Source organism: Serratia sp. BFP-2025 (assembly GCF_050880365.1).
GTDB classification, from domain to species: domain Bacteria; phylum Pseudomonadota; class Gammaproteobacteria; order Enterobacterales; family Enterobacteriaceae; genus Serratia; species Serratia surfactantfaciens.
Genome location: NZ_JBPAFV010000004.1, coordinates 233,678 through 255,293, shown reverse-complemented (window position 1 = coordinate 255,293; position 21,616 = coordinate 233,678). Strand labels below are relative to the sequence as shown.

The following is a 21,616-nucleotide window of genomic DNA, read 5'->3' as shown; positions in this document are numbered from 1 at the left end:
GGCGGCAAGGCTTGTCGTCGCGGGATTCATCGGCGCCGGATTAGAACTCCGGGCCAATCAAATCTATCCGGTCGGTGCAAATGCAGTCAACGCCCCAGTCGAGCAGCAGGCGCGCGCGATCCGGCTGGTTAACGGTGTACACCAGAATGCGCAGACCGGCGTCTTTCAACGCTTTCACCCGCTCGGCGGTCAGCGCTTTATGGTCGATATGCAGCGAGACGCAGTCCAGGCGTTCCGTCAGCTCGCGCCAGTTATCGTCCCAGTCCTCCAGCAGCAAGCCGCGCGGCAAATCCGGCACGGTGCGCTGCGCCGCCGCCAGCGCTTCCACCGAGAAGGAGGAGAGCAACGGGTCGGTCTGCCCTTGCCACAGCAGCCGCGCCGCCAGCGCCACCACCCGGCCGGTTTCATCGTCGCTGCCGGTGGTCGGTTTGATTTCGATATTGGCCATCAGACCATGTTCCTGGCAGCGTTCCGCCACTTCCGACAGCAGCGGCAGCCGCTCGCCCTTGAAGGCCGAGCTGTACCAGTTGCCGGCGTCCAGCTGCACCAGTTTATCCCACGGCAGTTCGCCCGCCACGCCCCAGCCGTTGCTGGTGCGATCCAGCGTATCGTCATGCAGCAGGAAAATTTGTCCGTCCTGCGCCAGCTTGGCGTCGAACTCGATCATCTTGTGGCCATGGCGCGCGCCGACGTCGATCGCCGCCAGGGTATTTTCCGGCGCCAGAGAACCGCCGCCGCGATGGGCGACAATATGAGGATAAGGCCAGGGTCTAGTCATCAATCCATCCGTAATCCGCTGTGGGTGTCAAAGAAGTGCAGCGCCTGAGCAGGCAGCTGCAAATATAGCGTACTGCCCGCCGTCGGCAAGGTTTCATGCGACAACCGCGCGATCACTCCGTGGCCGCCCCACTGGCCGTGCGCCAGATTGTCGGCTCCCAGCAGTTCCAGCGTCTGCAACTGCAACGGCACGCCCTGGCCTTGCGCCACCAACTGAATATGCTCCGGCCTGACGCCCAGCGTCAACTGCCGCCCCGCCCACTGCGGTTTGGCCACCGGCAACGGCAGCGCCATGCCGTCCGCCAGCAGCAGCTGGCTACCGTCGGCACTGAGGGTGCCGGGCAGCAAATTCATCGCCGGCGAGCCGATAAAGCCGGCGACGAACAGCGAAGCCGGCCGTTGGTACACTTCGCTCGGCGTGCCGATCTGCTCCGCCACGCCCTTATTCATCACGATCACCCGCTGCGCCAGCGTCATCGCCTCCACCTGATCGTGGGTCACGTACAGGCTGGTGGTTTTCAGGCGCCGGTGCAGCTGTTGCAGCTCCAGGCGCATCTGCACCCGCAGTTTGGCGTCCAGGTTGGACAAGGGTTCATCGAACAGGAACACCGCCGGTTCGCGCACGATGGCGCGCCCCATCGCCACGCGCTGACGCTGGCCGCCGGATAGCTCGCGCGGTTTACGCTTGAGCAGCGGCTCCAGCTCCAGAATGCGCGCCGCCTCCTCCACCCGCTGGCGGATATGATCCTTGCCAAAACCGCGGATCTTGAGGCCGTAGGCCATGTTGTCGTATACGCTCATGTGCGGATAGAGCGCGTAGTTCTGGAACACCATCGCGATGCCGCGATCCTTGGGCTCCAGATCGGTCACGCGCCGGGTATCGATATAGATATCGCCGCTGGTGGTGCGTTCCAGCCCGGCTACCATGCGCAGCAGCGTGGACTTGCCGCAGCCGGACGGGCCAACCATCACGATGAACTCACCGTCCGCCACATCGAGATCGATCTGTTTGATCACCGGCGTTTTACCGTCGTAAGACTTGGTGACCGCCTGTAGTTTTAATCCTGCCATCGTCGTTATTTCTCGCTATCAACCAGACCGCGCACAAACCAGCGCTGCATCAGAAGCACCACCGCCAGCGGTGGCAATAAAGTCAGAATCATCGCCGCCATCACCTGGTTCCACTGGGTCGGCGCGCCGGAAGTGGAGATCATGCTCTTGATGCCCGCTACCGCGGTGCCCATCGAGGCGTCGCTGGTGATCAGGATCGGCCACAGGTATTGGTTCCAGCCGTAGATAAAGGTGATGACGAACAGCGCCGCCAGATTGGTTTTCGACAGCGGCAACACGATGTCCCAGAAGAAACGCATCGGCCCGGCGCCGTCGATGCGCGCCGCCTCCAGCAGCTCATCCGGCAGCGTCATGAAGAACTGGCGCAGCAGGAAAGTGGCGGTAGCCGAGGCCATCAGCGGCAGCGTCAGACCGGTGTAACTGTCCAGCAGGTTGAGGTTGGAGATCACCTCCACCGTCGGGAAAATACGCACTTCCACCGGCAGCATCAGGGTGAGGAAAATCAGCCAGAAGAACAGGCTACGCAGCGGAAAGCGGAAGTACACGATGGCGTAAGCCGACAGCACCGACACCGCGATCTTGCCGAAGGTGATCGCCAGCGCCATGATCACGCTGTTCAGCAGCAGCAACGAGAACGGCACTTTGAGGTTGCCCACGCCGCCCTGCCAGATATTGCGGATGTTCTCCCACAGGTGGCCGCCGGGCACCAGCGTCATCGGCACCTGAAACACCTGTTTGTCGTCCAGCGTGGCGGCGACAAAGGCCACGTACAGCGGGAACAGCACCACCAGCACGCCGATAATCAGCATCACATGGCTGAAGATGTCCAGCCCGCGTCGATTCTCAATCATTGGTAGCGCACCTTACGTTCAACGAAGCGGAACTGGATCACCGTCAGGCCGATCACCAGCAGCATCAGGATCACCGACTGCGCGGCGGAGCTGGAGAGATCCAATCCGGCGAAGCCTTCGCGGTAGATCTTGTAGATCAACGTGGTGGTGGACTGCACCGGCCCGCCGCCGGTGGCGGCGTCGATCACCGGGAAGGTATCGAAGAAGGCGTACACCAGATTGACCACCAGCAGGAAGAAGCTCACCGGCGCGATCAGCGGCAGCACCAGATGGAAGAAGCGGCGTACCGGACCGGCGCCGTCGATGGCGGCCGCCTCCACCAGCGAACGCGGGATCGACTGCAGCGCGGCGAGGAAAAACAGGAAGTTATAGCTTATCTGCTGCCATACCGAGGCCAGCACCACCAGGAACATCGCCTGGCCGCTGTTTTGCGCATGGTTCCAGTTATAGCCCAGCCCATTGAGGAAGTGGGTGATCAACCCGAGGCCGGGGTTGAACAGAAAGATCCACAGCACCGCCGCCACTGCCGGTGCCACCGCGTAGGGCAGGATCATCAGCGTGCGGTAGAGGCGGCTGCCGCGCAGCACGTAGTCCACCAGCGCGGCGAAAAACAGCGAGACCGCCAGCCCGATGCCCGCCACCAGGAGGCTGAAGATCAGCGTGGTGTAGAACGAGTCGAGGTAGTAAGGATCCTGGAACAGCTGCTTAAAGTTATCCAGCCCGACAAACTGACTGGACAGGCCGAACGGATCGAGACTCTGCACCGAATACCACAGCGCCTCGCCGGCGGGCCATAAAAAGAACACGGCGGTAATCAGCAGCTGCGGCAGCACCAATGCATAGGGCAACCAGCTGCAGCCGAAACCGGGACGGGAAGATGACATAGACGTTAAACCATTAATCGGGTGCGGGAGGATCGGCGTGAAGATGCGAGCCCGGTCTACCGGGCCCGCGACACAGGATTACTTGGTCGACGCTTCGAAACGGCGCAGCAGCACGTCACCGCGCTGCACGGCGGCGTCCAGCGCCTGCTGAGGCGTTTTCTTGCCGGTCCACACGCCTTCCAGCTCCTCATCCACCACGCTGCGGATCTGCGGCATGTTGCCCAGGCGCAGCCCCTTGGTGAACGGCAATGGCGGCTTGTTCAGCATCTGGCGAGTGGCGACGTCGGCGCCCGGGTTCTTGTCGTAGAAGCCCTGCTGCTTGGTTAGATCGTAAGCCGCGGTGGTGATCGGCAGATAGCCGGTCTTCTGGTGCCATTCGGCGGCGATTTTCGGCTGCGCCAGGTACTGCAGGAACTCGGCCACGCCCTTGTAGGTGGCGGCGTCTTTGCCGTTCATCACCCACAGGCTGGCCCCGCCGATGATGGCGTTCTGCGGCGCGTTTTTCGCGTCGGCATCGTAAGGCATCATGCCGACGCCGTAGTTGAATTTGGCGTAGTGCTTGATGTCCGCCAGCGAACCGGAAGAGGCGGTGGTGATGGCGCAATCGCCGTTGTAGAACTTCTCGGTGGATTCGTCTTTGCGGCCGAAGTAGGTGAAATCACCCTTCTTGTTCATCGCTTCGAGCAGCTCGATATGCTTGACCTGCAGCGGCTTGTTGAACTCCAGCTTGGCGTTGGTACCGCCGAAGCCATTGTTTTCACTGGCGAACGGCACGCCGTGCCAGGCGCTGAAGTTCTCCAGTTGGATCCAGCCCTGCCAGCCGCTGGCGTAGCCGCATTTCATGCCGGCCGCGCGCAGCTTGGCGGTATCCGCCGCCAGTTCCTGCCAGGTTTTCGGCGGCTGATCCGGGTTCAGGCCGGCCTTCTTGAAGGCGTCTTTGTTGTAGTACAGCACCGGCGTGGAGCTGTTGAACGGCTGCGACAGCAGATGGCCGCTCTTGTTGTCGGTGTAATAGCCGGCTACCGTCGGCACGAACACCGATTCGTCGAAGTTGATGCCGGCCTCTTTGAACACTTCGTAGACTGGCTTGATGGCCTTGCTGGCCATCATGGTGGCGGTGCCCACCTCGTAAACCTGCAGGATCGCCGGCGCTTTGCCGGAGCGGTAAGCGGCGATGCCCGCCGCCAGGCTCTGTTCGTAGTTGCCTTTATAAACCGGCACAATCTTGACGTCGCTGTGCGACTGGTTGAAGCGATCCGCCAGGGAATCCACTTCCTTACCCAGTTCGCCTTCCATCGAATGCCAGAACGGGATCTCGGTCGCCGCCAGTGCCTGAGTGCTGACCGCCAGGGTCAACGCGACGCACAGCGTGGTTTTGCGAATAGCGTAGGTGAGCATGCCTAACTCCTGAAAAAAGCTGGTGTAAAAGCGCGTGAGCGAAAAGAATCAATTCTTGATGAGGGAGTGCCCCCTATAGCTTTCGAGTTGCAGCCAGGCGGCAACCTGCTGGCACCCTGGAGCTTAGCTAACTAAGTGACAGGGGGCAGCCGGGCAGCCAACAACGCTGCGGCTCGAAAGATGACGGGGGATAACATGCCATGCTCGGATGACAGAAAAATAACCGTTACATGACAGCCACATGACGGCAAGGTGAAGTGAAGATGGCGGTTTGATGTCGGCGGCGGGCATGTGCTCCGCCGCCGCGAGGATTACAGCGAACGGCGCAGACGCGCCACCGCTTCCTGCATCTGTTGCTCGGTGGCGGTGGCGAACGACAGGCGGAAGGTCGAACGATCCGGGTTGTCGGAGAAAAAGTATTCCCCCGGCACGAACACCACGCCCTGCTGCAGGGTGGCGTTCAGCCATTCGGTGGCGTTGAACGGCTGGCGGAAACGCGCCCACAGGAACATGCCGCCCTTCGGCTTATCGAAGGTGATGTAGTCGCCCAGCTCCTGTTCCACCAAACCGGCCAGGATCTCGCCCTTCTGTTTGTAGGCGGCGCGGATCTTGTCGATCTGCGCCGGCAGGCGGCCCAAACCGAGGTAGCACTCGACGATGCTCTGCGACAGCGCGCTGGCGTGCAGATCCGCCGCCTGTTTGATGATCGCCACTTTATGCAGCAGGAACGGCGGCAGGATCGCCCAGCCCAACCGCAGGCCCGGCGCCAGGATCTTGGAGAAGGTCGAGGTATAGATGATGTGGTCGGTGTTGCCCAGCACCCGCTGCGACACCTGATGCAGCGTCGGGTGGCGCTCTTCGGTGAAGCGCAGCTCGCCGTACGGATCGTCTTCGATGATCAGGAAGTTATGTTCGACGGCCAGCTTCACCAGCAGTTCGCGGCGCGCGGCGCTCAGGGTGATGCCGCTGGGGTTGCCGAAGTTCGGCACCACATACACGCCCTTGATGCGCTGGGTTTTCAGCAGCTCGGCCAACTCTTCCACCACCATGCCGTCGCTGTCGGACGAAACCGACATGATGTTGGCCTCCGCCAGTTCCAGCGTTTGCAGCGCCGCCAGGTAGGTCGGGCGCTCCACCACGAACACGTCGCCCGGATTGACGATGGCGCGCATCACCAAATCCAATGCCTGCTGAGAGCCGGCGGTGACCATCACCTCTTCCGCGCGAGCGGTGACGCCGCGCTCGGCGCACAGCGCGCAGATGCGCTCACGCAGCAGCGGGCTGCCCTCGGTCAAGCCATACTGGAACGCGCTTTTCGGCTGTTCGGTGATCGCCTGCTGCGTGGCGATGCTCAATCCTTCGAAATCGAACAGCGCATCAGAGGGGATGCCGCCCGCCAGCGAAATGACGTGTTCCATCTTGCTGTGCTTAAGCAATTCACGGATGGCCGAACTTTTTACGTTAACGATGCGCTGCGCGAGTAACCCTTCTGTCTTCATTTCTTCTTCTCGTACCTGATTATTTTAATTCGTAGGGGGGCGGATTAACCGCCCAGATACGCCGACCTCACTGCTTCGTTGGCTAACAATGCAGCCCCCGTATCTTCCAACACCACGCGGCCGTTTTCCAGCACATAACCGCGGTCCGCCAATTTCAGCGCCTGATTGGCGTTTTGCTCCACCAGGAAGATGGTCATGCCCTCTTCCCGCAGCTGCTGAATGATGTCGAAGATCTGCTGGATGATGATCGGCGCCAGCCCGAGCGAGGGCTCGTCGAGCAGCAGCAGCTTCGGCTGGCTCATCAGCGCGCGGCCGATGGCCAACATTTGCTGCTCGCCGCCGGACATAGTGCCGGAGCGCTGGTTACGCCGCTCCAGCAGGCGCGGGAACAGAGTGAACACCCGTTCGATGCGCTGTTGATACTGCTGGCGATCGGCGAAAAAGCCGCCCATCGCCAGGTTTTCTTCCACCGTCATGCGCGAGAAGACGCGCCGCCCTTCCGGCACGATCGCCACCGCCTCGCGCATGATGCGCGAGGTTTGCCACTGGGTGATGTCCTGATCCAGGAAGATGATGCTGCCTTCGCTGGCGCGCGGTTCGCCGCACAGGGTGCCGAGCAGCGTGGTTTTACCGGCGCCGTTGGCCCCGATTAACGTCACGATTTCGCCCTGCCTGATCGTCAGGCTGACCTGATGCAGCGCCTGAATTTTGCCGTAATGGGCGGATACCTGATTGAATGACAACATATTATTCTTCGCCCAAATAAGCCCGGATCACGTCCGGGTTGTTGCGGATCTCCGCCGGTGTGCCCTGCGCCAGCGGCGTGCCCTGATTCACCACATAAATGCGGTCGGAAATGCCCATCACCAGCTTCATGTCGTGCTCGATCAGCAGTACCGATACCTTATGCCGGTCACGCAGCTCGACGATCAGATGATCCAGCTCATCGGTCTCTTTCGGGTTAAGGCCGGCGGCCGGTTCGTCCAGCATCAGCAACTCCGGCCGGGTCACCATGCAACGGGCGATCTCCAGCCGCCGCTGCTGCCCGTAGGCCAGGTTGCCCGCCGAACGGTTGGCCATCTCCAGCAGGCCGACGCGCTCGAGCCACTCCGCCGCGCGCGTCAGCGCCTCGGCTTCGGCGCGGCGGAAGGCCGGGGTTTTCAGCAGTCCGGCGAACACGCCGCTTTTCAGATGCTGATGCTGCGCCACCAGCAGGTTCTCGATCACCGTCATTTCACGGAACAACCGCACGTGCTGGAAGGTGCGCACCACGCCCATACGGGCGATGGCCTGCCCCGCCAGCCCTTCCAGATGGCGATCGCGCAATTTGATGGTGCCGCCGGTCGGGCGGTAAAAACCGGTCAGGCAGTTGAACACCGTCGTCTTGCCGGCGCCGTTGGGGCCGATCAGCGATACGATTTCGCCTTCGTTCAGCGTCAACGCCACATTGTTGACCGCCAGCAGCCCGCCGAAACGCATCGACAGGCCTTCCACCTGCAGTAAAGGTTGAACGCTCATGCCTGCTCCCCCTTGCCCGCGCGAATATCCGCCGCCTGCAGCTTCAGCTGCGGCCGTTTCATCGGCAACAACCCCTGCGGCCGCCAAATCATCATCAGCACCATCAGTGCACCCAGCAGCAGCATGCTGTATTCATTCAGATCGCGCATCAGCTCGCGCGACACCACCAGCAGGATCGCCGCCAGAATGACCGCGAACTGCGACCCCATGCCCCCCAACACCACGATCGCCAACACGAAGGCCGATTCGACGAAGGTGAAGGATTCCGGGCTGACGAACCCCTGGCGCGCGGCAAACAGCGTGCCGGCGAACCCGGCGAAGGCGGCGCTGATGGTAAAGGCGGTCAGCTTGATGCGCGTCGGGCTGAGGCCCAGCGAGCGGCAGGCGATCTCGTCTTCACGCAGCGCTTCCCACGCGCGCCCCAGCGGCATGCGCAGCAGGCGGTTGATGACGAACAGCGTCAGCACCACCAGCAGCAGCGCCACCAGGTACAGGAACACGATGCGATCGCTCGGATCGTATTTCAGGCCGAAGAAGTTATGGAAGGTATCCCAACCGCCGTCGCGCAGGCTACGGTTAAACTCCAGGCCGAAAAAGGTCGGTTTCGGGATCTGGCTGATACCGTTCGGCCCGCCGGTGATCTCGGTATTGTTCAGCAGCAGGATGCGCACGATCTCGCCGAAGCCGAGCGTCACGATCGCCAGATAGTCGCCGCGCAGCCGCAGCACCGGGAAACCGAGCAGGAAGCCGAAAGCGGCGGTGACGATGCCCGCCAGCGGCAGGCTCTCCCAAAAGCCGAGGCCGTAATAGTGATTCAGCAGCGCATAGGTGTAGGCGCCGATGGCGTAGAAACCGCCGTAGCCCAGCACCAGGAGGCCGGACAAACCCACCACCACGTTGAGGCCGAGGCCCAGCATCACGTAGATCAGCGTCAGCGTGGCGATATCCACCGTGCCGCGCGACACCAGGAACGGCCAGGCGACCGCCGCGACGAGCAGCAGAGCCGCCAACAGCTTTTGCCGCGGCGTGGTGCCGTCGAAGCTCGGCAGCACGAACGCCGGGCCGGAGACCTTTTTCAGCCCCTGCTGCATCAGCGGGCGCAACAGCTGGAAGAGAAAGACGATGGCGCAGCCGATGCCGATCCACATCCAGCGCACTTCCGCCGCGCCGTGTACCACCAGTTTGGTGCCGTCGAGACTGAGCTGCATGCCCATCAGGAACGACGCCATCACGAACAGCACCGCCGTGGCGATCAGCGCATTAAGCAGATTGAGTTTCATACTTTCTCAACCTCCGGACGCCCGAGGATACCGGTCGGCATGATCAGCAGCACCACGATCAGCAACGCGAACGACACCACGTCTTTATACTCGGTGCTCAGGTAGGCGGAGGTCAATGCCTCCGCCACGCCCAGCACCAGGCCGCCGATCATCGCGCCGGGAATGCTGCCGATGCCGCCCAGGACCGCGGCGGTAAAGGCTTTCATACCGGCCATAAAGCCGATGTAAGGGTTGATGACGCCGTAGAACTGGCCGAGCAACACCCCGGCCACCGCCGCCATTACCGCCCCGATAACGAAGGTCAGCGAGATCACCCGGTCGGTGTTGATGCCCAGCAGGCTGGCCATCTTCAGGTCCTCCGCGCAGGCGCGGCAGGCGCGCCCCATGCGCGAATAGCGGATAAACAGCGTCAGCGCCAGCATCGCCAGGAAGGTCACGATCCAAATGGTCAGCTGCATGGTGCTGATGGTGGCGGCGAAGCCGTTGCTTTCCCCCAGCACCCATTGGCCGGTCACCAGGCTGGGCAGCGCCAGATCGCGCGAGCCCTGCGTCAGGCTGACGTAGTTTTGCAGGAATATCGACATGCCGATGGCCGAGATCAGCGCAATCAGGCGCTTGGAGTTGCGTACCGGCTTGTAGGCCACCCGCTCGATGCTCCAGCCGTAGGCGCTGGCAATGACGATCGAGACCAGGAACGCGGCGCCGATCAGCAGCCAGCCGACGTCGATGCCGAGCATCATCAGGGCGGCGATGACGATAAAGGAGACATAGCTGCCGATCATGTACACCTCGCCATGGGCGAAGTTGATCATGCCGATGATGCCGTAAACCATGGTGTAACCGATGGCGATCAATGCATAGGTGCTGCCCAACGTTAAGCCGTTGAACATCTGCTGCAGAAAATAGAGGAGTTGCTCTGACATACTCTGAACCCTTGGCTGCGAAACCCGCCGGCGGAGAACCGGCAGGTAAAGGGAAGCGGGGCCGGCAAGCCGACCCACCGGGCGCAGCGCGCTGCGCCCCACCCTAATCATGATGGCTTATTTGATCGGTGTGGATGTGCCGTTGGCATGCCACTCGAACACGCCGAACTCGAAGCCTTTCAGGTCGCCCTTATCATCCCAGCTCAACGGCCCCATCACGGTGTCCACCGGCTTGCCGGTTTTCAGATCCTTGACGATGTCCGCCGGTTCCTGGCTGCCGCTGCGCTCCATGCCGGTGGTCAGCGACTGCAGCGCGGCATAGGTGGTCCAGACGAACGGGCCGGTCGGATCCAGCTTCTTGGCTTTCAACGCATCGACGATCGGCTGGTTGGCGGGCACCTGATCGTAGCGTTTCGGCAGCGTCACCAGCATGCCTTCCGAGGCGGCGCCGGCGATGTTGGACAGCGAAGAGTTACCCACGCCTTCCGGCCCCATGAAGCGGGTGGTCAACCCGGCCTGTTTGGCCTGACGCAGGATCTGGCCCATTTCCGGGTAGTAACCGCCGAAATACACGAAATCGATATTTTCTTTCTTCAGGCGCGCCACCAGGGTGGAGAAGTCTTTGTCGCCGGCGGTGATGCCTTCGAACATCGCCACTTCGGTGCCCTGTTTTTTCAGGCTGTCGCGCACCGAGCGCGCCAGGCCTTCGCCGTATTGCTGCTTATCGTGCACCACGGCGATGCGCTTCGGTTTGATGTCGCTGAGGATGTACTTGGCGGCAGTCGGGCCCTGATCCGAATCCAGGCCGGTGGTGCGCAGGATCATCTTGTAGCCGCGGGTGGTCAGGTCGGCGTTGGTGGCCGCCGGGGTAATCATGATCACGCCTTCGTCTTCATAGATATCGGACGCCGGCTGGGTGGAAGAGGAGCACAGGTGGCCGATTACGTAGCGAATGCCGTCGTTGATCACCTTGTTGGCGACCGCAACCGCCTGTTTCGGGTCGCAGGCGTCGTCGTATTCGACGCCGACCAGCTTGTCGCCCTTGATGCCGCCCTTGGCGTTGATGTCGGCGATCGCCTGGCGCGCGCCGGTAAACTCCATGTCGCCATACTGCGCCACCGGACCGGACATCGCCCCGACGATCGCCACCTTGATGTCTTTCGCCATGGCCGCCTGGCTCATGGCCATCGCAATACAACCCGCCAGCAGTGCCTTACCTGTTGTTAATTTCATCCGCAAATCCCCATCTGTCGTTGTGAACGTACCTGTTGTGTTTGCCTGCGCCCGATCGTTATTGACCGCTTTTGTTATAAGTAATAATGATTTAGGCGTTTTGTCGGCATTATTTTCTAATAAGACTTTATTTTTCATACCATTAAACAGGAATTTTCTGCTGCAAATCAACTTCATCCGGCAGAAACAAGCGGTGTAAACAGGATAAAATTCGAATTAAATCTGCGCTGTTTACCTTGAGGCGTAGCGCGTTGTGCTGGTTAACAATCCCTTTACTAACTATTTACTCGGAAAATGCCCCGTGCAAAAAACATATTGCACAGTAATCGTACAGAAAAACTTACACAACGCTCTGCACAAGATCTATTACACTGTCGGCATCATTTAGCTGCGCGGAAATTCTGCATGAAACTGACCATCGAGCGCCTGACCGCGCTGTCCCCGCAAGACCTTATCGACCTCGGTAAAATTTGGCCACACCAGCAGCCGGAACAGTGGCAGAACTGGCTGAACGACGGCAAAGCGCTGTTCGCCGCCCGCTTTAACGAGCGCCTGCTGGGCGCGGTAAAAATCGTGCTGCAGGACGACCGCGCCGAGCTGCAGGATTTGCTGGTCCGTGAAGTGACGCGCCGCCGCGGCGTCGGTCTTTACCTGGTGCAGGATGCGCAGCGTCAGCTGCCGCAGGCAGCCCACTGGCAGCTGTCGACTGCCGGTCTGACGCCGCGCGAACGCGGCGAAGTCGATAACTTCATGCGCGCCTGCGGCTTCGCACCGCAGGGCGATCTCTGGCAAAAATGAAACGCCGGCTGGCGGCGCTGGTGCTGATTGCGCTGGGGTTGGCGGCCTGGTTCGCCGGGCGCCAGCAGGCGCTGCGCCTGCCCCCTGTCTGGGATCAGCAGGTTTATGTCTGGCAGCGGGTCTGGACGCCGCAACACGCCGATGCGCTGGCGCACAGCCGTGATCTGTTCACCGAGCTGCGAGTATTGGCATTGCAGGTGCATCCAGGCGAAGGTTGGCGAGAAATCCCGGCCGACCTTCGCTTGCTGCGGCAGGACGGCCGCCCGCTGTGGCTGGTGGCGCGCCTTGACGGCCAGCTGCCGCAGTTGGACCAGGCGGCCATTATCCAGCGTCTGCTGGCGCTGGCCCAGCGCTGGCAGACGGCCGGGCTCCACGTCACCGGCGTCGAGATCGATCATGACGCCGCCACCGCTCGCCTGCCCGACTATCAACGTTTTCTGCAGCAGCTGCGCCAACGGCTGCCCGCCTCTTTGCAACTCGGCATTACCGCCCTGCCGGCCTGGATCGGCTCGCCCGACCTGCCCGGCATACTGCAACAGGCCGATAGCTCCGTCCTGCAGGTACACGCGGTGCTCTCACCGCAGCAAGGGCTGTTTGACGGCCCGCTGGCGCTGCGCTGGGTACGGCAGTACGCCGCCGTCACACCGAAGCCGTTTCGCGTCGCGCTGCCGGCCTATGGCATGGCGCTGCTGGGTTTTGATGCGCAGGGCGCACAGGTGGAGAGCGAATCCTCGCTGCGCGTGGCGGGCAACGGCCGCGAGCTGACGGCCGCGCCGCGGCAGATCGCCGATTTTCTGCAAACGCTGACGCAGCAAACGCCGCCCCGGCTGCGCGGCATTATCTGGTTCCGCTTGCCGCTGGCGGACGATCGGCGCGCCTGGTCGCTCGCTACGCTACGAGCGGTGATCGAACGGCGGCCACTGAACGTCGAGTGGCAGGTAAAATTTAGGCCTCAGCCACAGCAAAACGGGCTGTATGATCTGATAATTCATAACAACGGGCCGGTGGACGCCCCGCTGCCGCAAGAAGTGCTCATCCGCGCCGACGACTGTCTGGCGGCGGACGCGGTCGGTAACTACCGGTTGGAATCCGCACCGCAACGGCAGCGTTTTATCCGCATCAGCAGCGATCAGCTGCGCGTCGGGCAATCCCGGCCGCTGGGCTGGCTGCGCTGCCAACAACTGACGCCAGGAGGCACCCTTGTCACACCTTGATACGCGCGCGGCACGGAACACCCGCCGCCTTCTTCCGCTGGCCATGCTGATCGGCGCCGCGCTGACGCTGCCGCTGAACGGCTATGCCTGCGGCCCGGATTTCCCTAACCGGCTGCTGATCGACCGCAATGGCACCCTGCTGTATATGCCGGAGGGCAATTTCGCCTTCGAAGCCGGCCGGCTGGTGCCGGCGGACAGTCAGTTGCCGCACTGGCAGGCCCCGCCGCCGCCGATGCCGCCGAAACCGATGCCGCAGTCGCTGGAAACGGTGGCGATCGGCAAAATGCGCGCCGCCAATACGGTGGAAGAAGCCGACGCAGTCAATACACAGGGGTTATCCAACGCCGCGCGTCTTTATCAATTGGGGGCCGTCGCTTTCGCCAGCCACGATCCGCGCGCCACAGACTATTTCCAGCAGGTGTTGAAGCTGCCGGCCGCCGAGCAGGGCGATTGGGGACTGCGGGCGCAGTATTCGCTGGGGCGGGTATTGATGGATGACCACGGTACGCCGGTGAATGAATCTGGTGAAGCGGCTCCCGCCGCCGAGCATCCGCCCAAAGCCGAACTTGAACAGGCGCTGGCGGCATTCCAGCAGGTGATCGACCGGGTGAAAGGCGGCGCCGCCGATCCCGATCAGCTGGCGCTGAGCAGCCTTGGGCAGCAGGCGCGCATCCATCTGTGGCTGGGTGAGGTCACCCCCGCCGCCCACCTGTACGCACAGCAGGCGGCGCAGGGCGATCCGAGCGGCGGGCAGTCGTTGCAGTACGTCTCCAGCTTCCTGGTCAACCCCGATCATTTGGACACGCTGAAACAGGCGATCGGCGATCCCTTGATCCAGCAGTTGGTAACCATTGAGCTATTCGCCCGCAGCGGCAACCTGCAAATGGCAGATACCGACGGTAACAGCCGCTCCGCGCAGATCATCAGCCAGATCCTGGCGCTGCTGGATGGCTCCGTGAAAAGCGGCTTCGCCGGCAGCGATCGGCTGGCGGCATTGGCTTACCGCTCCGGCCAGTACCCGATGGCGGCAAGCCTGCTGAAAAACGCCGGTGACAGCGGCCTCGCATGGTGGCTGCGCGCGAAAATGGCGCTGCGCGACGGCGACGTGAAAGCCGCCACCGCAGCCTACGCCAAGGCGGCAAGCGCGTTCCCCGCCGACGAAAGCTGGGGCGAACAGCGCAACGCCGACTTTGTCGCGGAAACCATCGTGCCCGAATGCCGGGTGGCCGGCGAACAGGCCATTCTGGCGCTGAACCGCGGCGACTATCTGCAGGCGATGGACCTGCTGTATCGCGGCAAGGCACTCTATTGGGCCGACGTGGCCGATGTGGCGGAGCGGGTGCTGACCGTCGATGAGTTGAAAGGCTTTGTCGATAAGCACGTCCCGGCGCCGACGACGCCACTCAAGCCGGTTAACCCGGACGACTACGGCGGCCAGCAGATCACGCCGGAGGTGCAGCTGCGCGAATTGCTGGCGCGGCGGCTGATGCGCGTAGGAAGAGCCCCGGAGGCGCTGGCCTACTTCGATATACCCAACTACCGGCAGGCGGCGCAGCAGTACGCCGACGAGCTGAAGGCCACCAAGGACAAATCCGCCGCACCGCTGGCGCGTGCGCAGGCTTACTATCGCGCTGCCAACCTGCTGCGCGCCCAGGGGCTGGAATTTACCGGCTATGAGATGACGCCGGACTACGCCATCTATGGCGCCGGCTATTCCTATCTGGGGGATGCGTTCGATACTCGCGAGCTGAAGCATAAAAGCTGGATCGACAGCGCAGAAGCGGCGCGCGCCAAGGCGGCGTTGCCGCCGGAAGACAACCGTTTCCTGCACTATCGCTGGCAGGCGGTGGAGCTGGCGCAACAGGCGGCCGATCTGCTGCCGCCGAAGAGCCAGGCCTACGCCGCCGTGCTGTGTAACGCCGCCAGCTGGGTGATCAAGCGCGACGCCAAAACCGGCCGGGCGCTTTATCAGCGCTACATCAACACCGGCACCCGCTACCCGTGGGCGGCGAAATTCGGCTACGACTGCCCGGCGCCGGACTTCGCCACCGTAGCGCCATAACGCCGGATTTCAGGCATGAAAAAGCCCGGCTTGCCGGGCTTTTTTTCGAATATCGCGTCAACTCAGGCTTCGATCGCCATTTTCAGTTTCTTCATGGCGTTCTTTTCCAACTGGCGCACACGCTCGGCGGAAACGCCATACTGATCGGCCAGCTCCTGCAACGTCGACTTGTTGTCGTCGTCCAACCAACGGGCACGAATGATATGCTGGCTACGCTCGTCCAGACCTTCCAGCGCATAGGCCAGTTTGTCTGCGGCGTTGCTTTCCCAGTTATCTTCCTCGATACCTTCGGCGAAGTCAGAACTCTTGTCCTGCAGGTACAGCACCGGCGCCATCGACTGGCCGTCGCGGGCCTCGTCGTCCGGAGTCGGATCGAAAGTCATGTCCTGCGCTGCCATGCGAGATTCCATCTCGCGTACGTCTTTGCTGGTTACGCCCAGCTCGCGGGCCACCAGTTCCACTTCGTCCTGGTTGAACCAGCCCAAACGCTGTTTGGTTTTGCGCAGGTTAAAGAACAGCTTGCGCTGCGCTTTGGTGGTCGCCACTTTTACGATGCGCCAGTTGCGCAATACGTACTCGTGGATTTCCGCCTTAATCCAATGCACCGCAAAGGAAACCAGACGCACGCCGACTTCAGGGTTGAAGCGGCGAACGGCTTTCATCAGGCCGATATTGCCTTCCTGAATCAGATCCGCCTGTGGCAGACCATAGCCTGAATAGTTGCGGGCAATATGAGCGACAAAGCGCAGGTGAGACAGGATGAGCTGCTTAGCGGCATCCAGATCGCCCTGATAATGCAGCCGTTCAGCCAGCTCCCGCTCTTCCTCTGCCGTCAGCATCGGATAGGCGTTGGCTGCCCGGATATAGGCTTCCAAGCTACCTTGGGGTACTAAGGCTAAAGTTTGCATTTCTTTGGTCATTCAAACCCTCTCTATGAGAATACAAAATCATGCAGGTGATTATTACAGCGGGGAAATGATTGATTCTACGGCAGTTGCTGAAGCAAAAGCGGTTCCACACGCCGGGCACCTTAACATTTGCTGCAATTTTTGACCGTACTCCGCCCTATAAGTTCACCCTTTTTTGCAAGCATTGTTGCTGACAATACGTGACGAGGGTACAGGCCGATAGGGAATTTGTGCGCTAAGAAGAGAGGATGGTGCTGACTTCGCTTGAGGTCACTCTTCTCCCGCAACGCGATCAAAAGCAGCAGGAGAAGAGTATACCAAAAAAATCTTACTGTGGTGTAAATCGGCGTAAATGTTGCACCGTCGCCAGCCAGGCGGCGATCCAACCGATCATCGCGGAGATGATCAGCAGCAGCAGCGCCTCATCCCAACCCAGCCCGTGCAGGGTGAAGGTGGTGCCGAACACTTTAGCTACGCCGGTGACCACCGACTCAAGCTGCCACACCAGCGCGCCGGACAGCACCAGCGACAGCAGCGCGCCGGCAAAGCCCAGCATCGCCCCGCCGTTGAGGAACGGCCGCAGAATAAAGCCGTCGGTGGCGCCGATCAGCTTCATCACGTTGATGGTGTCGCGACGGCTGAAGATGCTCAGACGCACGCTGTTGCCGATCACCAGGAACACCGCCACGATCATCAGCACGCCGATGATCGCCGCGATCTGGCCCGCCAGCCCAGTCAGCGCCGCCAGGCGGGCAAACCAGCTGTCATCCATACGCACTTCTTCCACCCCCTGCACCGCCGCTACGCGATCGCGCAGGGTGTTGAGGGTGTCCGAACTCTGGAAGCTCAGCTTCGGCGTGACGATCGCCACCGCCGGCAGCGGGTTCTCCTCCAGCATGTCCAGTGCGCCGCCAAAGCCCGACCAGTTGCGGAACTCGCCGCGCGCTTCTTCACGCGACAGGTAGTTCACTTTCTCCACCCCGGCTTCCGCCTTGATGGCGTCGAGCACTTTCAGCGCCGCGTCGTCATCGAGCGATTTATCCAGGTAGACCGTCAACTGCGGCGTCGGGTACCACTGGCTGGCTGCGGTGCTGACGTTTTTCCACACGATGTAGCACACGCTCGGCAGCGTCAGGGAAATGGCGATCACCATCACCGTCAGCAGCGTCGCCAACGGCTGACGCAGCATGTCTTTGATGGCGTTCATCCAGGCATAACGCCACTGTTCGCGCCAGCCGCCGCGCAGCGCCTTGCTCTTGGCGGTTTTTGCGTTATTGGCCATGGTGAGCGCCCCCTTGCATGCGGCCCTGGCTCAGCGTCAGGATGCGGTAATTGCGGCGGGCGATAAGCCCGGTGTCGTGCGTCGCCATCAGGACGGTCACGCCGACGCGGTTGAATTCTTCAAACAGGCGCAGAATGCCTTCCGACAGCGCATCGTCCAGGTTACCGGTCGGTTCATCCGCAAGCAGCACCGCCGGTTTGTTCACCACCGCACGGGCGATGCCCACACGCTGCTGCTCACCGCCAGACAGCTGAATCGGGAAGTTCTTCGCTTTATCCAGCAGACCGACCTTATCCAGCGCGGCGGAGACGCGGCGACGGATGTCTTCGGTGCTGGCACCGGCGATGATCAGCGGCATCGCCACGTTGTCATACACCGTGCGATCCAGCAGCAGGTGGTGATCCTGGAAGATCATGCCGATCTGCCGGCGCAGGAACGGCACCTCGCGGTTTTTCAAACGGCTGATGTCGTGACCGCCAAACCAGATGTGGCCGGCGCTGGGCCGTTCGATACCGCAAATCAGTTTCAGCAGGGTACTTTTCCCCGCGCCGGAATGGCCGGTCAGAAACGCCATTTCCGCTGGGCGCAGATGGAAATCTACCCCCTGCAGCGCTTGCCGTCCGCCCAGATAAGCTTTACTGACCTGTTCAAAGCGAATCATCCGTATTAATCCTCTCGGGCAAAAAGTGCCTCAATAAAATCGTCAGCCTTAAACGGCCGCAAATCTTCGATGCCTTCCCCGACGCCGATATAGCGAATCGGGATACCGAACTGATCGGCGATGGCGAAGATCACCCCGCCCTTGGCGGTACCGTCCAGTTTAGTCAGCGTGATGCCGGTTAAGCCCACGGCTTCATTAAATAATTTCGCCTGACTGACCGCATTCTGGCCGGTACTGGCATCGAGCGTCAGCATAACCTCATGGGGGGCCTGGTCGTCCAGTTTTTTCATGACGCGGACGATCTTCTTCAGCTCTTCCATCAGATGCGATTTGTTCTGCAGACGGCCGGCGGTATCGGCGATCAAGACATCGATGCCACGCGCCTTGGCGGCCTGCACCGCATCGAAGATCACCGAAGCGGAATCCGCGCCGGTATGCTGCGCCACCACCGGAATGCGGTTGCGCTCGCCCCACACCTGCAGCTGCTCCACCGCCGCGGCGCGGAAGGTGTCCCCCGCCGCCAGCATCACCGACTTGCCTTCCGCCTGGAACTGGCGCGCCAGTTTACCGATAGTGGTGGTTTTACCCACGCCATTCACGCCGACCATCAGAATGACATACGGGGTTTTCCCGCTGACATCCAGCGGCTGATCGACCTTGGCCAGAATTTCGGACATTTCCTCCTTCAGCTTGCCGTACAGCGCTTCGGCGTCTTTCAGCTGCTTGCGGCTGGCGTGCTGAGTCAGGGAGGTGATGATCTTGCGCGTGGTGTCCACACCAACGTCGGCGATCAGCAGCTGTTCTTCCAGCTCGTCGAACAGGTCGTCGTCGATCTTTTTGCCGCGGAACAGCCCCATAAAGCCGGAGCCGAGGTTCTGCTTGGTCTTCAGCAGGCTGCGCTTCAGGCGCGCGAAGAAGCCCTCTTTGGTCGGGCGCTCTTGCTCTTGCGCAGCGGCCGGCACGACGGGTTCCAGCGGCTCTTCTTCCGCTTCCGGCTCGGGCTCAACGACTGGCTCGGGTTCAACGACCGGCTCAGGCTCAACGACCGGCTCAGGCTCAACGACCGGCTCGGGTTCGACAACCGGCTCAGGCTCAACGACCGGCTCAGGCTCAACGACCGGCTCAGGTTCAACGACCGGCTCAGGCTCAACGACCGGCTCAGGCTCGACAACCGGTTCGGGTTCAACGACTGGCTCTGGCTCGACAACCGGCTCGGGTTCAACGACTGGCTCTGGCTCGACAACCGGCTCGGATTCAACGACCGGCTCGGATTCAACGACCGGCTCTGGCTCGACAACCGGCTCGGGTTCGGTGACAGGTTGCTGCTGCGCCGCCACCTGTTCAGTTACGCTGACGATCTCTTCGGCCAGCGCTTGCGCCGCCGGATGTTCGGCCGCCGCAGGCAGATTTTCTGCGATTTGCTCGCCGGCCTGACCGTTATCCCACTCTCCCGGGGTGTCGACGGAGGCGGCAGGTTCAGATTCCTGGGCGGGGAGCTTGTCGTCCAGCTTGGCGGCGACCGGTTCAGCCGGCGTCTCCGCGGCCTGAGGTTCCGCCTGCTCTACCGACGGCTCAGGTTGCTGTTGCTCTTCTTCCTTCTCCTTCTGGCCAAAGCCCAGCCAGGAGAAAAACCCACGTTTCTTATCTTTTGCCATGTTATGACTCTACTCCGTACCGAAGGCTCGCTTACCCTACATACCTGAAGGATATATGCTGACAATAATCCGCCGAGTCTATCACTTTCCCTCGCGCAGCAACACGCATCCGGCATGCTTTCCGGCGTGAAATCAGACAACAACGTTTTACCGTTCCCCCCGACGCCCGTCACCGGTAGAATAGGGACAACTTTTCGTTAACCTCGGCGGCCCCGCGCCGCAAAAGAAACCAAACAACGCTTATGACAAGACTCTCGCCACGGGCGGCGGCCAAAAAACCGCCCCAGGCCGCAGCCGGACAGATCCGCATCATCGGCGGCCAATGGCGCGGTCGCAAACTCCCGGTGCCGAACAGCCCGGGGCTGCGCCCCACCACCGATCGGGTACGCGAAACCCTGTTCAACTGGCTGGCGCCGGTGATTCAGGGCGCACGCTGCCTCGACTGTTTCGCCGGCAGCGGCGCATTGGGGCTGGAGGCGCTATCGCGCTATGCCGGCAGCGCCACGCTGCTGGAATTCGAACGGCCGGTGGCGCAGCAACTGGAAAAAAATCTGGCACTGCTGCAGGGCAAAGGGGTGGTTATCAACACCAACGCGCTGAGCTGGCTGGCGGGCGATGGCCAACCGTTCGACGTGGTGTTCCTCGATCCGCCGTTTCGCAAAGGCCTGCTGGCGGAAACCGCCCTGTTGCTGGAGCAACGTGGCTGGCTGGCCGACGAGGCCTGGATCTATGTAGAAGCCGAGGCGGAAAGCGCCGCGGCGGACGTGCCTGCCAGCTGGCAGCTGCACCGGGAGAAGGTCGCCGGCCAGGTGGCCTATCGCCTTTATATTCGTTCGCAAGAGAAAACCGACCATGCTGATTAATCTGGGCCGCCTGCTGATGCTGTGCGTGTGGGGCTTCCTGCTCTCTAACCTGTTCCATCCATTTCCCAAGCCGCTGAAGTATTTCATCGACGTGGCGCTGTTCTTTATGGTGGTGATGCACGGCCTGCAACTGGTGCTGTTGAAATCCACCCAGCCGAAGGATCAGCCGATCAGCTACTGGCAAGAGGCCAAGATCTTTATCTTTGGCGTGTTCGAGCTGCTGGCCTGGCAAAAGAAACAGCCGCCCATCAAGAAGAAGTGACCGCTACGGCTGAGCGGTGAACGAGACGAAGCGCGTGCCCTGCATGTTCAACGTGCCCTGCGCGCCCTTTTCTATCGGGTTGTACTGCCATTGCTTCAGCCGCAGCTGGATGTCTTCACCTCCCTGTACCGGGCTGAACACCACCTCGTAATTCATCGGTTCATTGACCAACGGCTCGCGCTGCGGCGCGCGGGTCTTGGTGACCGGCACCGCGCGTTTGTCGCTCACCGTCACCTGCAGACTGCGCATCGGCGCGCGATCGTTTTCCGCCTCCTGCTGCCGCTGCTTGAAGTAGCGTTGCGTGGCCAGCACGGCGATCAACGCAATCACGGCGACAAAAAATAACGGTGGCTTACTCATCGGTTTCCCATTTCCTTCGCGGCTAAATCAGCGTAAACATAGCATTCTCAAGAAAGCATTGTCGATCGCCGACAGGCTACCTACACTGAAATGAAGAAGTGACATTGGTGACAGTTT

21 protein-coding genes are annotated in these 21,616 nt (G+C 61.5%); 5 read left to right on the top strand and 16 right to left on the bottom strand.

Features of this window, described 5'->3' with window-relative positions; all coding sequences use genetic code 11:
• Positions 1-40: 40 nt before the first annotated feature.
• The 11 genes from ugpQ to ACRAWE_RS21820 all read right to left on the bottom strand — a co-directional run bounded on the left by ugpQ (position 41) and on the right by ACRAWE_RS21820 (position 11,434).
• Positions 41-778 (bottom strand): glycerophosphodiester phosphodiesterase, encoded by a 738-nt coding sequence (gene ugpQ, locus ACRAWE_RS21870; protein WP_019455299.1) that lies wholly within the window; start codon positions 776-778, stop codon positions 41-43.
• Positions 778-1,848: a sn-glycerol-3-phosphate import ATP-binding protein UgpC gene (locus ACRAWE_RS21865; protein WP_019455300.1), complete on the bottom strand. Its 1,071-nt coding sequence runs from the start codon at positions 1,846-1,848 to the stop codon at positions 778-780. The genes ugpQ and ACRAWE_RS21865 overlap by 1 nt, the downstream gene beginning before the upstream one ends.
• 5 nt (positions 1,849-1,853) lie before the next feature.
• Positions 1,854-2,699, bottom strand: a complete 846-nt coding sequence (gene ugpE / locus ACRAWE_RS21860) for a sn-glycerol-3-phosphate ABC transporter permease UgpE (protein ID WP_019455301.1) — start codon at positions 2,697-2,699, stop codon at positions 1,854-1,856.
• Positions 2,696-3,583 (bottom strand): sn-glycerol-3-phosphate ABC transporter permease UgpA, encoded by an 888-nt coding sequence (gene ugpA / locus ACRAWE_RS21855; RefSeq protein ID WP_432525879.1) that lies wholly within the window; start codon positions 3,581-3,583, stop codon positions 2,696-2,698. Before ugpA ends, ugpE begins: the two co-directional genes overlap by 4 nt.
• Before the next feature lie 78 nt (positions 3,584-3,661).
• The gene (ugpB, locus tag ACRAWE_RS21850) at positions 3,662-4,981 is read right to left on the bottom strand and encodes a sn-glycerol-3-phosphate ABC transporter substrate-binding protein UgpB (RefSeq protein WP_432525878.1); all 1,320 of its coding nucleotides are present in this window, start codon (positions 4,979-4,981) and stop codon (positions 3,662-3,664) included.
• A 311-nt stretch (positions 4,982-5,292) separates the two neighbouring features.
• Positions 5,293-6,480: a PLP-dependent aminotransferase family protein gene (locus ACRAWE_RS21845; RefSeq protein WP_309530784.1), complete on the bottom strand. Its 1,188-nt coding sequence runs from the start codon at positions 6,478-6,480 to the stop codon at positions 5,293-5,295.
• Between the two features lie 44 nt (positions 6,481-6,524).
• Positions 6,525-7,226, bottom strand: coding sequence for a high-affinity branched-chain amino acid ABC transporter ATP-binding protein LivF (gene livF, locus ACRAWE_RS21840; protein WP_019455305.1), 702 nt, complete (start codon positions 7,224-7,226; stop codon positions 6,525-6,527).
• Position 7,227: 1 nt separating this feature from the next.
• The gene (gene livG / locus ACRAWE_RS21835; protein ID WP_019455306.1) at positions 7,228-7,998 is read right to left on the bottom strand and encodes a high-affinity branched-chain amino acid ABC transporter ATP-binding protein LivG; all 771 of its coding nucleotides are present in this window, start codon (positions 7,996-7,998) and stop codon (positions 7,228-7,230) included.
• Positions 7,995-9,278, bottom strand: a complete 1,284-nt coding sequence (locus ACRAWE_RS21830) for a high-affinity branched-chain amino acid ABC transporter permease LivM (RefSeq protein ID WP_019455307.1) — start codon at positions 9,276-9,278, stop codon at positions 7,995-7,997. Before ACRAWE_RS21830 ends, livG begins: the two co-directional genes overlap by 4 nt.
• Positions 9,275-10,201, bottom strand: a complete 927-nt coding sequence (gene livH / locus ACRAWE_RS21825; protein ID WP_019455308.1) for a high-affinity branched-chain amino acid ABC transporter permease LivH — start codon at positions 10,199-10,201, stop codon at positions 9,275-9,277. The genes ACRAWE_RS21830 and livH overlap by 4 nt, the downstream gene beginning before the upstream one ends.
• Before the next feature lie 117 nt (positions 10,202-10,318).
• Positions 10,319-11,434, bottom strand: coding sequence for a branched-chain amino acid ABC transporter substrate-binding protein (locus ACRAWE_RS21820; protein WP_015376289.1), 1,116 nt, complete (start codon positions 11,432-11,434; stop codon positions 10,319-10,321).
• A gap of 405 nt (positions 11,435-11,839) precedes the next feature.
• Between ACRAWE_RS21820 and panM the strand changes: the two genes are divergently transcribed.
• From panM to ACRAWE_RS21805, 3 genes are read left to right on the top strand one after another with little or no spacing between them, the layout of a single operon-like run.
• Positions 11,840-12,232, top strand: coding sequence for an aspartate 1-decarboxylase autocleavage activator PanM (panM, locus tag ACRAWE_RS21815; RefSeq protein ID WP_019455310.1), 393 nt, complete (start codon positions 11,840-11,842; stop codon positions 12,230-12,232).
• On the top strand, positions 12,229-13,446 hold the full coding sequence (locus ACRAWE_RS21810; RefSeq protein WP_432525877.1) for a DUF3142 domain-containing protein: 1,218 nt from the start codon (positions 12,229-12,231) through the stop codon (positions 13,444-13,446). Before panM ends, ACRAWE_RS21810 begins: the two co-directional genes overlap by 4 nt.
• A 43-nt stretch (positions 13,447-13,489) precedes the next feature.
• Positions 13,490-15,508 (top strand): hypothetical protein, encoded by a 2,019-nt coding sequence (locus ACRAWE_RS21805; protein WP_154747421.1) that lies wholly within the window; start codon positions 13,490-13,492, stop codon positions 15,506-15,508.
• Between the two features lie 62 nt (positions 15,509-15,570).
• On the opposite strand, the gene rpoH is transcribed toward ACRAWE_RS21805, so the two are convergent.
• The 4 genes from rpoH to ftsY form a co-directional block, all read right to left on the bottom strand.
• A complete protein-coding gene (rpoH, locus tag ACRAWE_RS21800) occupies positions 15,571-16,428 on the bottom strand; it encodes an RNA polymerase sigma factor RpoH (protein WP_004934345.1) in 858 nt (285 codons plus the stop codon).
• 316 nt (positions 16,429-16,744) lie between these two features.
• The gene (gene ftsX / locus ACRAWE_RS21795) at positions 16,745-17,698 is read right to left on the bottom strand and encodes a permease-like cell division protein FtsX (protein ID WP_019455313.1); all 954 of its coding nucleotides are present in this window, start codon (positions 17,696-17,698) and stop codon (positions 16,745-16,747) included.
• Positions 17,688-18,359, bottom strand: a complete 672-nt coding sequence (ftsE, locus tag ACRAWE_RS21790; RefSeq protein WP_004934337.1) for a cell division ATP-binding protein FtsE — start codon at positions 18,357-18,359, stop codon at positions 17,688-17,690. Before ftsE ends, ftsX begins: the two co-directional genes overlap by 11 nt.
• 5 nt (positions 18,360-18,364) lie before the next feature.
• The gene (ftsY, locus tag ACRAWE_RS21785) at positions 18,365-20,014 is read right to left on the bottom strand and encodes a signal recognition particle-docking protein FtsY (protein ID WP_432525876.1); all 1,650 of its coding nucleotides are present in this window, start codon (positions 20,012-20,014) and stop codon (positions 18,365-18,367) included.
• Positions 20,015-20,256: 242 nt separating this feature from the next.
• Here ftsY and rsmD point away from each other — a divergent pair, with 242 nt between their 5' ends.
• Together rsmD and ACRAWE_RS21775 are read left to right on the top strand one after the other, a co-directional pair.
• A complete protein-coding gene (gene rsmD, locus ACRAWE_RS21780; protein ID WP_049186124.1) occupies positions 20,257-20,877 on the top strand; it encodes a 16S rRNA (guanine(966)-N(2))-methyltransferase in 621 nt (206 codons plus the stop codon).
• Positions 20,867-21,139 (top strand): DUF1145 family protein, encoded by a 273-nt coding sequence (locus tag ACRAWE_RS21775; protein ID WP_004934327.1) that lies wholly within the window; start codon positions 20,867-20,869, stop codon positions 21,137-21,139. Before rsmD ends, ACRAWE_RS21775 begins: the two co-directional genes overlap by 11 nt.
• A gap of 3 nt (positions 21,140-21,142) precedes the next feature.
• Here the strand turns inward: ACRAWE_RS21775 and ACRAWE_RS21770 are convergent, their stop codons facing one another.
• The gene (locus tag ACRAWE_RS21770) at positions 21,143-21,499 is read right to left on the bottom strand and encodes a DUF2500 domain-containing protein (protein WP_015376283.1); all 357 of its coding nucleotides are present in this window, start codon (positions 21,497-21,499) and stop codon (positions 21,143-21,145) included.
• Positions 21,500-21,616 lie beyond the last annotated feature (117 nt).

Excerpts from the sequence above, each read along its gene's own strand:
- ugpQ (WP_019455299.1), bottom strand. The coding sequence starts at position 778 with ATGACTAGACCCTGGCCTTATCCTCATATTGTCGCCCATCGCGGCGGC.
- ACRAWE_RS21865 (WP_019455300.1), bottom strand. The coding sequence starts at position 1,848 with ATGGCAGGATTAAAACTACAGGCGGTCACCAAGTCTTACGACGGTAAA.
- ugpE (WP_019455301.1), bottom strand. The coding sequence starts at position 2,699 with ATGATTGAGAATCGACGCGGGCTGGACATCTTCAGCCATGTGATGCTG.
- ugpA (WP_432525879.1), bottom strand. The coding sequence starts at position 3,583 with ATGTCATCTTCCCGTCCCGGTTTCGGCTGCAGCTGGTTGCCCTATGCA.
- ugpB (WP_432525878.1), bottom strand. The coding sequence starts at position 4,981 with ATGCTCACCTACGCTATTCGCAAAACCACGCTGTGCGTCGCGTTGACC.
- ACRAWE_RS21845 (WP_309530784.1), bottom strand. The coding sequence starts at position 6,480 with ATGAAGACAGAAGGGTTACTCGCGCAGCGCATCGTTAACGTAAAAAGT.
- livF (WP_019455305.1), bottom strand. The coding sequence starts at position 7,226 with ATGTTGTCATTCAATCAGGTATCCGCCCATTACGGCAAAATTCAGGCG.
- livG (WP_019455306.1), bottom strand. The coding sequence starts at position 7,998 with ATGAGCGTTCAACCTTTACTGCAGGTGGAAGGCCTGTCGATGCGTTTC.
- ACRAWE_RS21830 (WP_019455307.1), bottom strand. The coding sequence starts at position 9,278 with ATGAAACTCAATCTGCTTAATGCGCTGATCGCCACGGCGGTGCTGTTC.
- livH (WP_019455308.1), bottom strand. The coding sequence starts at position 10,201 with ATGTCAGAGCAACTCCTCTATTTTCTGCAGCAGATGTTCAACGGCTTA.
- ACRAWE_RS21820 (WP_015376289.1), bottom strand. The coding sequence starts at position 11,434 with ATGAAATTAACAACAGGTAAGGCACTGCTGGCGGGTTGTATTGCGATG.
- panM (WP_019455310.1), top strand. The coding sequence starts at position 11,840 with ATGAAACTGACCATCGAGCGCCTGACCGCGCTGTCCCCGCAAGACCTT.
- ACRAWE_RS21810 (WP_432525877.1), top strand. The coding sequence starts at position 12,229 with ATGAAACGCCGGCTGGCGGCGCTGGTGCTGATTGCGCTGGGGTTGGCG.
- ACRAWE_RS21805 (WP_154747421.1), top strand. The coding sequence starts at position 13,490 with ATGCTGATCGGCGCCGCGCTGACGCTGCCGCTGAACGGCTATGCCTGC.
- rpoH (WP_004934345.1), bottom strand. The coding sequence starts at position 16,428 with ATGACCAAAGAAATGCAAACTTTAGCCTTAGTACCCCAAGGTAGCTTG.
- ftsX (WP_019455313.1), bottom strand. The coding sequence starts at position 17,698 with ATGGCCAATAACGCAAAAACCGCCAAGAGCAAGGCGCTGCGCGGCGGC.
- ftsE (WP_004934337.1), bottom strand. The coding sequence starts at position 18,359 with ATGATTCGCTTTGAACAGGTCAGTAAAGCTTATCTGGGCGGACGGCAA.
- ftsY (WP_432525876.1), bottom strand. The coding sequence starts at position 20,014 with ATGGCAAAAGATAAGAAACGTGGGTTTTTCTCCTGGCTGGGCTTTGGC.
- rsmD (WP_049186124.1), top strand. The coding sequence starts at position 20,257 with ATGACAAGACTCTCGCCACGGGCGGCGGCCAAAAAACCGCCCCAGGCC.
- ACRAWE_RS21775 (WP_004934327.1), top strand. The coding sequence starts at position 20,867 with ATGCTGATTAATCTGGGCCGCCTGCTGATGCTGTGCGTGTGGGGCTTC.
- ACRAWE_RS21770 (WP_015376283.1), bottom strand. The coding sequence starts at position 21,499 with ATGAGTAAGCCACCGTTATTTTTTGTCGCCGTGATTGCGTTGATCGCC.